This is a genomic window from Nostoc sp. NOS(2021), assembly GCF_017115025.1.
Lineage (GTDB): Bacteria > Cyanobacteriota > Cyanobacteriia > Cyanobacteriales > Nostocaceae > Nostoc.
In genome coordinates this window covers 16,741-29,286 of record NZ_JABXKM010000095.1, presented here as the reverse complement: position 1 = coordinate 29,286, position 12,546 = coordinate 16,741, and the positions used below count along the sequence as shown (strand labels likewise).

The window sequence follows — 12,546 nt, the reverse complement described above, 5'->3', positions numbered from 1 at the left end:
GGAAAGCCCGCCCTGAATATGGGACGGGTGTTCGCGTAGCGGCACGTAGTGCGGACACCCATCCCACAAGAAAATTTGGGATGTTTTTTTATTTGTCAGTCCCTAATTTACAATAACAGGACTTACACAAACAATAGCCGAAAAGAATGATTTTCTTCTTAGAGGCAATTCATGAATTGCCCCTACAGGGTGTACTTTTGCGTAAGTCCTAGATAAATATAAAAATGAATAGATAGCCATCCCTAGTATTAACTAACCAGTCGCCACCACATCAAAAACTGTCATTAGAAAAATTAAAGCTGTCGTTACCACACTTAAGCTGTAGTTATGAATCAATCAGCTGCCGTTACCACACTAAGTCCTGTCGCTACCACACTAAGTCCAGTCGTTACCACACTAAGTTCTGTCGTTACCACACTAAGTCCTGTCGTTACCACGCTAAGTTCTGTCGTTACCACGCTTAGTTCTGTCGTTAGGAATGCACAAGCTGTGGTTTTCCCTATTCCCTGTTCCCTGCTATATCTATTGTTTGTTGGCTAACCATAGTTTCTTGAACCACTTGGAATGTTGATTGACTTCAGGGTAGTGGTTATTTTTATTAATGACTATGAGCTAGCTCAGTTAACGAGTAATATCATGTCAAAGCCTCCATACATCTACAGCTAGAGGCTTTGTTAGAAAATTGCAACAAAGAGAAAAATGTCAGAATTAAAATATGTACATTAATAATTGATCAAGCCAAAATTTGATATGCATACCATTGAGAAAAAGTCAACAACAAAAGCCTGGGCAGGTGCGATACCTTCTCTACGAGACGCTCCGCGAACGGTGAGCTTCTCTACAAGACGCTCCGCGAACGCTAACGCAGAACCGGCAAAAGAATTTCCCCCTACGCAACTGCCAATTATCTCTGGCAAAATCCCAGATGGCTTGCGTGGCACTCTTTACCGCAATGGCCCCGGACGGCTAGAACGCGGTGGCGATGCCAACGGCGGGCTACGCCAACGCATGGGACACTGGTTTGATGGAGATGGCGCAATTCTGGCAGTAAATTTTACCGAAGGTATCGCAACCGGGGCTTATCGCTACGTCCAAACCTCTGGCTATCAAGAAGAAGCCGCAGCAGGTAAACTACTCTACGGCAATTATGGCATGACTGCACCAGGGCCAATTTGGAATCAATGGCAAAAGCCGATCAAAAATGTTGCCAACACCTCAGTGCTAGCACTTCCAGATAAACTTTTGGCACTGTGGGAAGGTGGTAAACCCCACGCCCTCGATTTACAAACTTTAGAAACTTGGGGCGAAGATGATTTAGAGGGGTTAACTAAAGGATTAAGCTATTCTGCACATTATAAACGTGACAACCAAACAGGGGAGATTTTTAACTTTGGCATCAGCCCTGGACTAAATGCGACGCTTAATATTTACAAAAGCGATCCGACGGGCAAAATTATCCAACAAGCTGCATACCAGCTAGATGGCGTACCATTGGTGCATGATTTTGTTTTAGCAGGACAATATATTGTATTTTTCATTCCGCCAGTGCGGTTGAATGTCTTACCCGCGCTAATAGGGACAAACAACTATAGTGATTTGCTAAAGTGGCAACCTAGATTAGGAACTCAGATTTTAGTTATTGACAGGGTTTCCCTATCTGTGGTCAGTCGTGGCGAAACCGAACCTTGGTATCAATGGCATTTTGCTAACGGTTATGTAGATGCTAGCGGGTCAGTGATTGTGGATATCGCCCGTTATGAAGATTTTCAAACTAACCAATATCTCAAGGAAGTAGCTACAGGTCAGACTCACACCCCAGCTGAAAGTACACTAACGCGAGTTCATCTGCATCTCCAAACTGGCAAAGTTACGTCAATTCAGCAACTATTAAACCGACATTGTGAATTTCCGACTGTACCACAGCAAAATGTGGGGCAAGCTTCTTGGTACACATATATGTCAACATTCCGCTCAGGAACAGATATTAGCCAAGAACTAGTAAATGCGATCGCCCGTTTTGATCACAAGACCGAAACCCTCACCGAAGCAGACTTAGGAGAAAATCGCTATCCTTCAGAACCCATCCCCGCCCAAGACAGCCAAAACCCTGAACAGGGTTGGCTGCTAACTGTTGTCTACGATGGTAATTCTCATAGTAGTGAAGTTTGGGTATTTGATAGCGATCGCCTGGATGCAGAACCCGTTTGCAAACTAGGATTACCTAGCGTCATTCCCCACAGTTTCCACGGCACTTGGAACCCAGCATCATAACCCCTCTGCCTTTAAAAAAACAACGCTACAGTAAAAACGAATAGCATTGATCAGACGTAATTAATCGCATCTGGTCAATGCAAAATCAAAAATCCCAAAGAGCCTTGTCCTATGCAATTACAAGAAAAACGCCACTATTCTCTCACAGAATACCTAGAACTAGAAATCATTTCCGAGTATCGTCATGAATATATAGATGGTCAAATTATACCCATGACAGGCGGAACACCAAATCATAATCAAATAGCTGGTAATTTTTATGCAGCCCTCAATTTTGCTTTCAAGCGACAACCTTATCGAGTATTCGTTGCTGACCAACGTCTATGGATTCCTAAAAAGCGAATTCATACATATCCTGACATCATGGTTGTTGCAGGCTCATTAGAATTTTCTGAGGGACGTACAGATACAATTACTAATCCCTTAGTGATTTGTGAAGTGCTATCCAAATCTACCAAAAGCTATGATAGAGATGATAAATTTGCGGCTTATCGCACTATACCCAGTTTTCAGGAATATGTTCTGATTGATCAGTACAAAAATCATGTAGAACAATATTCTAAAACTGACGAGAGAAAATGGATTTTCTCAGAGTATGAAGAAGAGAATAGTATTCTAATATTATCCTCTATTCAATTTCAAATCTCTCTATCAGATATTTATGATAAAGTTGACTTTGAGGCTAAATAATAACCACACTCTAATTCGTTATAGAATAGAAATAAACCTTATATACATTACGCTAATTAAGTAGAATTGCCCATGACCACTTCTAAACGCCACTACCACATCACTACTTTTGGTTGTCAGATGAATAAAGCTGACTCAGAGCGCATGGCTGGCGTTTTGGAAGACATGGGCTTTGAGTGGTGCGAAGATCCGAATAATGCAGATGTGATTCTCTACAATACCTGCACAATTCGGGATAATGCTGAACAAAAGGTATATTCCTACCTTGGCAGACAGGCAAAGCGTAAGCATGAAAAGCCTGATTTAACTCTCATCGTTGCTGGTTGTGTTGCCCAGCAAGAAGGAGAAGCGTTGTTGCGGCGAGTCCCAGAATTAGATTTGGTAATGGGGCCACAACACGCCAACCGTCTTAAAGATTTGCTGGAGTCAGTGTTTGACGGCAACCAAGTTGTCGCAACCGACTCAGTTCATATTATTGAAGATATCACCCAGCCGCGACGGGATAGTAAAGTGACAGCTTGGGTAAATGTAATTTACGGCTGTAACGAACGCTGCACTTATTGCGTGGTTCCCAATGTGCGCGGTGTCGAACAATCTCGCACGCCGTCAGCTATTCGGGCTGAAATGGAAGAATTAGGACGGCAAGGTTACAAAGAAGTTACTCTACTCGGTCAAAATATTGACGCTTACGGCAGAGATTTGCCAGGAACCACGCTAGAAGGTCGGCATCTGCACAACTTCACAGATTTACTTTATTATGTACATGATGTGCCGGGGATTGAAAGGCTAAGATTTGCTACTAGCCATCCCCGTTATTTTACAGAGAGATTAATTAAGGCTTGTGCTGAGTTGCCCAAGGTGTGCGAACACTTCCACATTCCCTTTCAATCTGGGGATAATGAACTTTTAAAAGCGATGGCGCGGGGTTATACCCATGAAAAATATCGCCGGATCATCGATACTATTCGGCGATATATGCCAGATGCTTCGATTAGTGCTGATGCGATTGTCGGTTTTCCTGGGGAGACAGAAGCACAGTTTGAAAATACCCTGAAACTGGTGGAAGATATTGGCTTTGACATGTTGAATACAGCAGCATATTCACCGCGTCCAGGGACACCTGCGGCTTTGTGGGACAATCAGCTGAGTGAAGAAATTAAAAGCGATCGCCTGCAACGGCTCAATCATTTAGTAAACTTGAAAGTCGCCGAGCGATCGCAACGTTACTTTAGACGCATTGAAGAAGTTTTAGTAGAAGACCAAAATCCTAAAGATCAAACCCAGGTCATGGGACGCACTGGCGGTAATCGTCTGACATTCTTCAGTGGCGACATCAAAGAATTGCAAGGGCAGTTAGTCAAGGTAAAAATTACCGAAGTTCGCCCTTTTAGTTTGACGGGTGAACCAGTTGAAGTCAAACAAGCCTTGTTTGTCTAAGAGGATGTTTTAAAATAATTCGTAATTGATAATGACGCTCGCGGACTGGCTATAGCGTTTCCTAATCACATCAGGTAGATCATAGTCCCCTCATCGCTTGCGGGGAGGGGGTTGGGGGTGGGGTTCTTGTACCTCACTCAAGGGAGAACCACTATAACGTAATTACGAATTACGAATTACGAATTACGAATTACGAATTAATTAAGCCCTTCCCCTATTTCACTTTGGCGCGGAAGCGAATAAAGCCATAAGAATTAGCTGGTGTGCCATTTCCAGTGGCTGCGGGTAGATTGGGTAAATCGGAACTCCGGGTGATATTAACCATCACAGCCCCATTGATGTTAATGCCACAGGATGATGGTATGCCTGATTCGTTAGCTGTATAAAAATGTCCGCGATCGGCATCCTGTGCATTGGTCAAATAAACTGTAGGAGTGCTAGAACCAAGCGCAAGGGCAATACCTTGATCTGCCCCTGGTAAGCCGCCATCACCAGGAGTCATACCATTAAAAGCAGTGGGAATAAAAGTAGTATTGGAAGGTACTAAGTCACAGATTTGCACATTAGTTGCATTACCCACACCATTAGAAAGAAAGTATATGGTGTATTCTAATTCGTCCCCAACTTTGACCATTCCAGCATTAATCAATCCCCGCAAGTAACCAACTGGCCATGGTTTATTGCTATCATCATCAGTCTCATAGAGAGATGGCACATAATTGGCAGCACTAGTAGAAACGTCACTGCGACCATCCACAATGTCGTTTAAATCCTGGTTATTGATGCGCGTGATACGTTTAACTAAAAGTAGCTTAGGTTTGCCAACAGTAAATGGCATAGTCACAGTAGCAGGTGTGGGATCTTCTTTGCCTGCGTTATCCACTGCGGCTACAGTAAATGTAACCGTTATTGCACCATCATTTGGATCTACTGTTAGTTTGGTCGGATCATAACTAGTAATCACTTGGTTTGCTGTCACAGCTACACCGTTGTAGTACAGTGTCCCATTAGTTGGCAGACTAACAATTTTGAAGCTTTTGCTAGAGCCAAGGGTACCATCTTCCAGATCAGTCCCTGATAGTGCTGGTACTTGTACAGTATTGGTTCCCCCTGGATTTGTTTGTGGAGATGCAGTGACGTTGTTAGTATTGGGTAACTGCTCAATCCCAAAGTCCTTGCTAGAGATGTTTGTGCCAGTATTAAAAATAGCCGTCGTCAATGGGCTAGTATTGACCCAGTTAGGGGGGATGGATGGCGCAGGGGCAGTATTACCAACTGTGCCAGCAGTCGTACTTAAGATAATTTTGACGTTGTTTTGATTAAGGGGAACATTGGTAAAGGTGTAAGTACCATCTGCCGCAACAGGTGTTGTCGCCAAAACCTTATTAGTTGAATCATCCACCAGAATGGCATTTAACAACCCACTTGCATTAGTGCCAGTTTCCGAACCAGTATTAATATTAGTAAAAGTATTGTTAGCGCTATTGTCGGCATCATCCCAAACCTTGCCGCTGAGGAAATCATCATCGAAGATTGTGTAATTGGAGATGACTGTTGGGGAACCGCCACAAGTCATGGTCGAACTGGCGAAAAAACTAGATGAAGGTTGGAGAGTGAATACGATTGTCCTAACACCTTGAGGAATGTTGTTATTAATGACAGTAAACGGAATGGTAAAGACACTAGTGGCATCACTACCGTCGTAGTTACCCGCAGGGATACTGATATTAAACGTGGATGTGCCTGATGTCGTATTGTAATCTGTACCCAAAGTCGCTGTACCACTCACGGAAATCGGAACGGAGATTCCGCCAGTTGGCACTAAACCAACGATTCTGAGTTTGGGGGGGTTGGTGGTGGGGTTAGTTTCTGATTCTGCCGCACCACCTGAACTTGCTGTAAACTCGACCACAGGTTTACCAGCAAATTGCACTTCATCAAGGAAGTTACCTACAGTAGTGTCCCCACCCGCCGTGGAAACAGCTGCAAATCCTACAGGTCGATTGCCGGAAGCAGCAGTGTAAGGCACACTGCCAGAGTATCGCACCCAGCCATTTCCGGCGTTATTGTTACTTACAGAAGGAATAGTAGCACCATTCTGTGCTACTGGTTGTGCCGTAACTGTCCCATTGCTAGTTGTTGAAAATGTGCCAAAGACAGTTGATGTTGGATCGGTATTTAGTCCAATTAAAAAATTGGCCACATCAGCATTAGTTGCACTTGACCGCCCACGATGTAAAAAAGAGAACGTAATCGTCTCATTTTGAAGTAGGCATATATTCTGATACAACTCAGAAGCTTGTTCAGCATTTAACTCAGCAAATTGATTCCCTGCATTGGTTGCTGTGGAGGTAGCGCCAGATCCACCATTAAAGCCTGTTGTCCAAATCTCAATGAGCGGTACGTTTCCCGGAGATACATAACCATTACAGCTACCTGTTCCCGCCTTTACTGAGCCATGAGTTGTTTCCCAGCCAGGGATCAGACTTGGCAGAACTTGAACGTAACATTGTTGACCAGCAGAGCCAAATACAGGTTGCTCAAAACCGGGATTCAGGAACGATCGCTGGATCTGAGCCTGCGCTAGTGTGGGTTGGAGTACAAATATCGCACTCATCGCTCCCCAGCCAAAAGCCTTGTAGCATTTCCGCACCCTGCGTTTAAATTGATGCATCTGTTTTTACCTGCGCCTCTGTTGTTTTTGGCTGTTGTGGCTGGCGTGCCAAAGGCTTTTGCTGTCCAAAGCCATCAAATAATTCGTTGAGCTTGACTGTTATACCCAAATATGCACCACCTGCGGAACGTGTTCCTGAGAAATCCCGGTCATCAACTTTACCAAAAACGTAACCAGCAGAAACGCGCAGGTTAGGTGTGAGGTAGTAGCCTGTTTCAACAACAAAGCCTGTTTCGCTGTAGCTAGACTGACTAATTAAACGAGCCTCACCCACCAAATCCCAGCTATATCCCAAACGATAGGTAGCTCGTAATTGCGCCAGATTTACTGTGCTAGTACCAGCTAAATCGTTGGCTAAATAAGAAGTGCTGTTACGCAAGGCATACTTACCGTAGAATTCCCATTGCCAGTTAGGAGCGTAGATTGCTTCTAAAGCAAAGGTATGGTCTTGGGAACCCGTACCACTTCCTAACAGGATGGTGTCAGGGATGGTTGACGGATTTTGGCGATATTCATAACGCAATAAAGCATTAAATTTATCGTTATTGGGGTCGCGGTAGGCTATACCCAGTTTCAGGGTAGCAGTATCTCCCAATCCTGAAAGCTTTTGATTGGAAGAACCGGCTTGTTGATAACGTACCAAGGCGGTGAGAGCCGGAGAAATTTTACCCGTAGCACCTGCGGTAATTACTGTATTACCACCACCAGAAGAAGAACGATGTTCATAACGGGCGCTGGCTTGAAACTGCGGATTATCACTGTATTCCAGCCCTACACTATAGCTATCGCCACCATCAAATCCGATCGCAGATGCTGATTGACCAAAAGCGAAGGGTTGGGCATATTGTTGACCCGCCGCAGTCCGTCCGAAGAAGTTGCCAAATACGTGTTCGTAAGCTAAATTCAGCCGCAATCCATGAGCAATAGTCCAACGGTTATTTAGACCAATCGCCCCTTGGGTAGTCATTTCGTTAGCACCACCCAAAATTGAGTAACGACCGGTCAAAGTAGTATCTGATCCGAGTTTGTGTTCACCGTTGACACTCAAGCTAGTGATGGAATTACCCGAATATTGACCGCTATTGTAAAACTGTTGGGCTAGACTGACACTGACACCAGGAATTAATGCCCAATTCAACCCGAAGATGGTACGGTCTGGGTAAACCGGATCTTTTTGAGAAGATAAAGTCAGTTCATTTTGCGCCTGGAAAGTCAGGTTTTTAGCGAGGGGAACTGAAAAACGCGATCGCAATTGATCAGAATTACTACTTAGAGCGCTGTCCGGGATGCGGTCTTCTCGATTACGATGAATCCAATCCACATCAATAGTGGCGCTACCCAGGCGTTGTTGAATCCCGGCGGAAATCGTTGTCAGCGAATTATCAACTTTGCTCCCAGGTATGGCATCAGAACGCGGTGCAAAGAGTTCTTCAAAAGTATCTAGTGGTTGGGGAGCAATCCCAAAATTGTCTTCGTGGTCGTATTGCGCTCTGAGGGTGGTAGTTGAGGTCACTTTAGCTGTAACCTGCGCTCCATAACGGGTTTGTCCTGGGACAAAGCTGATAGTGGCATTATTGGCAAAGCCTGTATCAGCAAAGCGATAATAGGCACGACCTTGAATCCCATTAGTAATCTTTCCTTCAGCTTCCAAGCGGTAAGCGTCACCTCTGACCTTTCCCACAACATCAGAATCATTTGTGGAATGGGCATATTCTGCGATGAAGCTGCCCTTGTCACCCAAAGCAATCAGCGCATCTGCACCGTAGAGTTGAAAGTCACGCACTCCCTGATGTTCTTGGACGTAAGTTGCTCCGATCCAGCTTTCCTGGTTCAGCTTGCGGGAAAGGTTATATTGCAAGCGACCAGCGTAGATATTGCCATCAGAGTTTTGGTCGTCGTATTGATAGCTAACAACAATCCGGCGTACCAACACTTGTCCAGTTTGATCAATATCGGTGCGGAGGATGGGTTCGCGGAATAATAAGGTACCGCGATCGTAATCAATTTCGTAGTCTGGGCCGCGGTTCAGCTGTTTGCGTTCTAGTACAGTCCCAGGACGATTGAGTTCTTCTAACTCAATAAAGACATTTTCGCTACCTGGTTGTAGTAGTCTGCGAGAGAGGAAGTAATAGCCACTAGTGCCATCGGGCGGAATGGTATCCCGTTGAAATCCTTCTAAATGGTTGCCATACAAACCTGTAATTTGTAAGTTCCCTAAGTTGTAATTAGCTTTAAAGCCGTGAAGTTGACGGGTGATAGAAGTAAATTGCTGCGATCGCCGAGCAAATTCTTCGGTGTTGTAGTCACCCCACATGGCATAATCAGGATCAGATCCGGGGATACGAGTTGAACGCTCAAAACGCAGATATACGCTGTCAATGGAAGGAGCGACGACATCAACTCTAGAGCTATCGCCGTAGACAGGATAATTTTGCTCGCTGGATTGGTAAGTTTTAAACAGGCGATTATTGCAGTCGCAATCTTCATTGAGGTTACGAGAACTGTTGTATGCGCCTGTAAACAACCATTCTCCGATCGCACCAGTGGCAAATACCGCTGAGTGAAAATCTAATTGCGTTCTGTTGTTTTTGTCAGGAGGGAGGAAATCACGGAAACTGCCGTAATAATTTGTACCTCTAGCGCCGAAACGTAAATCTATTACCCCTGTTACCAAGCTCGGACGCAGTGCCGTTTCAAATTGTAGTTCGGTAAAAGCTTCTAAATCATTAGCTATTGCCCGAATTCGGACAGTTTGGGCCTTCAGTTGCGATCGCAATGTGGCTGTAAATTGCCCCGCTTTCGCCTCCACTTGAAATCCGGGTTGATCGGGTTTGAAGTCTTTCCCAACCAACTCCCCAGCAGTGGGTATTAGAGTAACAACAGCATCACGGTTAGAGCGATTGCCACTTGCATCGATGAGTTGACCCCGGATTGTCGCTGTAGAACGTCCATCTGCTGGGATACGGGACTCAACAGTTTCTAAGGTTAGTTGCTGTGGCGCTCCCCGGACTGCGACTTGCACCGTTACAGGGGGTTCTGTCCCTCCTAATACTTGTGCAGAGATGCTATTCTTACCTGCTTTTAACGAGACACCATACCATGTCTGCGTTACTAAGTTGGTGGTGGCATCACTTTGGGTTCGTCCCACCAAGGAAGAGTCTACCAACACGCCATTCACCCGCAATTCCACCTGACTCCCAACGCGAAATTGCACAGTCACCGTGGTAGCTTGTACATCTACAACACTGTCAGCTGTTGGAGTCAGGATTTTGATTGCTGTGGAGGTGGGGGAAGTTGGGGGAGCGGGAGGAACGGAGGGAATTTTCTCTTTGACTTCGGCTACTCCGGCTATTTTGCGTAAGCCTCTAAGTAAACCTACAGAAGTTGCTGATTGAAATGGTTGGATTTCCGTTGGAGAAGCTTGAAACTGTGTCTCGATGCCTTTGCGTCCATCATTCTTGTCCTCTATTGCGGCTATTTTGCCAAAGCCTCTGGGTAAATCAACAGAAGTTGCTGGTTGAAATGGTTGTATTTCCGTTTCACTTGGCTGGACATCTGGAATTGAAGTATCAGTAGTTGGTGCTGGAGAAGTGGAAGAAAATTCCAGAGGTGGAAACTGCTGCTTGGAACTTTCCAAGAGATGAGAAGAAACTTTTTGATCTTCAACACCCTTGTTTGCTTGCGAAGGGGAATCGGAGAAAAAGAGGTTTTCACTGGTGGGTTCTGCTTTGACTATGGCAGGATACAAAAGAAAGCTGAGAGCTATCCACATCGCCCCCATCAACCTCAGGTTGAAAGTTGTTGCATGGTGCAGTCTGGGGTTCATTTTTTGACTGGCTCCTGGAAGGTGGGGGTGACTGCGAAATTCATGCGTACCAAGCCACCAGGCTCTAAACGCACCAGGCGAGATTGGCTATTACGTTCGCGGAATTTGTGGTTGGGAGCCAGTGTGTAACCGGGGAGACTGCTGAGGTCTAATACACCCGTGTGGTTCCCAGGCAAGGCATTGGCTAAGGAGAATAAACCATTAGGATCAGTGGTAATACGGTTGCCATCCTCCATAAAAATCACCGCATTGGGAACTCCAGGCTCACCAGGCTGTTGTTCACCGTCAAAGTTTTTATCAACAAACACACGACCAATAATGGTGCCGCAGTCAGAAAGGATTCCTGGATTAATTTTTAACTGGTGTGTTGCTGGCCCATCCTTGGTGCTAAAACGGTTATCAGATCGTTGAGCATTAACGATCGCACTGTTGCGACCAGTACCACGCAGCGCATCGGCTGTTAGTTGAGCAGCGTAAGCAATATTCAGGACTTTCTCTGTGGGAATCGTTACGTCTGTACGGAATATCACTGTGTTACCATTCCGTTCCGAGGTGAGAGTGACTGCTTTACCATCCAACTCTCCCCGCACAGATTTAGGCAAAAACTGGAATCCTAAAGGTAGGTTGTCGGTGACAAATATATTATTCAAACCAGCATCAGCGAGATTTTTGATCGACAGGCGGTAGATTACCGTATCTCCAGGTTCTGCAGCAGCGCGATCGCCTGTTTTGATAATCTGCAACTGATTCGCTTGACACATATTTGTGGTGAATTCAAAAGCTAATAAGTCCAGTCCCACTGCGTCTGCATTGGAAACTAAAACAACTGTTTGCTCTACCCTGGTTTCGCCTGTGAGATTAATTGGTTGACCATCCAGAGACGTAGCGACATATCGCACCACAGCATTACCTTGTATACCACTACTAGCAAGGATTTCAATCTTGATGCGTCGTTGTTTGTAGATAGAATTTGGTGGTGGATTAACTACAAAAATATAGCTTCTACCTGGATCAGTTTGACCCTTATTCGGATCGAGTAGGAAATTGTAGAAACCCGCAGGGTTATTCGTAAGGAAGTAGGGGTTACTATTCTCGGTATTTGGCGATTTACCGCCCGGAATGTTGTTATTAGGAATATCTGGTAACTCTGTTCGAGTCAAAGCAGCCAAGCTGCCTAATTCTGTGCCCGTTGGATCGCTAGAGTTAGGTTCGTATACGCCAACTGAAAAACCTGTATAGTCAGCTAAAATTGTGCCACCGCAACCTAATATCCGCCCTAATGGATCAACTAATCGGTTAGGACTAATAGGAGTAACATTGATCTGACTAGAACTTCCTTGATATTCATAATTACTAGCAGAATCTGTATAAGTATAAGTAGCTTGATTTGTTAATGGTAAAGACGTAGCCAGATTATTAGTTTGTTGCGCGATCGCTGGTAGAGGTATAGTAGTATGTAAAAAACTTCCCAGGATAATACTTGCTGTTAACCTTTGCCGCCAGCTGCTGCTAGAAGTAATTTGCTTTTGTTTTTGAGGACGGCTCACTGAACATATCTCCTCTGGGATGTCAAGCTTGTTGTTAATAAAGAGGGAACAGGGAACGGGCAACTCTTAACAGGGGGGTAACAGAAAGGGGGATTTATACC

At 44.9% G+C, this 12,546-nt stretch carries 7 protein-coding genes; 3 read left to right on the top strand and 4 right to left on the bottom strand.

The features are described from left to right. Positions 1 to 332: 332 nt before the first annotated feature. The gene (locus HWQ41_RS11690) at positions 333 to 458 is read right to left on the bottom strand and encodes a hypothetical protein (protein ID WP_292762792.1); all 126 of its coding nucleotides are present in this window, start codon (positions 456 to 458) and stop codon (positions 333 to 335) included. Positions 459 to 750: 292 nt separating this feature from the next. Here HWQ41_RS11690 and HWQ41_RS11685 point away from each other — a divergent pair, with 292 nt between their 5' ends. From HWQ41_RS11685 to miaB, 3 genes are all read left to right on the top strand, one after another. Further along, positions 751 to 2,271: a carotenoid oxygenase family protein gene (locus HWQ41_RS11685; RefSeq protein ID WP_292762790.1), complete on the top strand. Its 1,521-nt coding sequence runs from the start codon at positions 751 to 753 to the stop codon at positions 2,269 to 2,271. 111 nt (positions 2,272 to 2,382) lie between these two features. After that, a complete protein-coding gene (locus HWQ41_RS11680) occupies positions 2,383 to 2,961 on the top strand; it encodes a Uma2 family endonuclease (protein WP_292762787.1) in 579 nt (192 codons plus the stop codon). A gap of 72 nt (positions 2,962 to 3,033) precedes the next feature. Continuing rightward, a complete protein-coding gene (gene miaB / locus HWQ41_RS11675; RefSeq protein ID WP_292762786.1) occupies positions 3,034 to 4,398 on the top strand; it encodes a tRNA (N6-isopentenyl adenosine(37)-C2)-methylthiotransferase MiaB in 1,365 nt (454 codons plus the stop codon). 214 nt (positions 4,399 to 4,612) lie between these two features. Here miaB and HWQ41_RS11670 read toward each other — a convergent pair whose 3' ends face one another. Genes HWQ41_RS11670 through HWQ41_RS11660 form a run of 3 tightly spaced genes read right to left on the bottom strand, consistent with a single transcriptional unit; the run spans position 4,613 to position 12,445 of the window. Continuing rightward, entirely contained in the window at positions 4,613 to 7,072 is a 2,460-nt protein-coding gene (locus HWQ41_RS11670; protein ID WP_292762784.1) for a hypothetical protein, read from the bottom strand. After that, complete coding sequence (locus tag HWQ41_RS11665; protein ID WP_292762783.1) at positions 7,059 to 10,898, bottom strand: TonB-dependent receptor; 3,840 nt, start codon at positions 10,896 to 10,898, stop codon at positions 7,059 to 7,061. Before HWQ41_RS11665 ends, HWQ41_RS11670 begins: the two co-directional genes overlap by 14 nt. After that, positions 10,895 to 12,445 (bottom strand): hypothetical protein, encoded by a 1,551-nt coding sequence (locus tag HWQ41_RS11660; protein ID WP_292762781.1) that lies wholly within the window; start codon positions 12,443 to 12,445, stop codon positions 10,895 to 10,897. Before HWQ41_RS11660 ends, HWQ41_RS11665 begins: the two co-directional genes overlap by 4 nt. Positions 12,446 to 12,546: the final 101 nt, after the last annotated feature.

Bases quoted from the DNA above. Each gene is read 5' to 3' on its own strand.
- HWQ41_RS11685 (WP_292762790.1), top strand. From the start codon at position 751: ATGCATACCATTGAGAAAAAGTCAACAACAAAAGCCTGGGCAGGTGCG.
- HWQ41_RS11680 (WP_292762787.1), top strand. From the start codon at position 2,383: ATGCAATTACAAGAAAAACGCCACTATTCTCTCACAGAATACCTAGAA.
- miaB (WP_292762786.1), top strand. From the start codon at position 3,034: ATGACCACTTCTAAACGCCACTACCACATCACTACTTTTGGTTGTCAG.
- HWQ41_RS11670 (WP_292762784.1), bottom strand. From the start codon at position 7,072: ATGCATCAATTTAAACGCAGGGTGCGGAAATGCTACAAGGCTTTTGGC.
- HWQ41_RS11665 (WP_292762783.1), bottom strand. From the start codon at position 10,898: ATGAACCCCAGACTGCACCATGCAACAACTTTCAACCTGAGGTTGATG.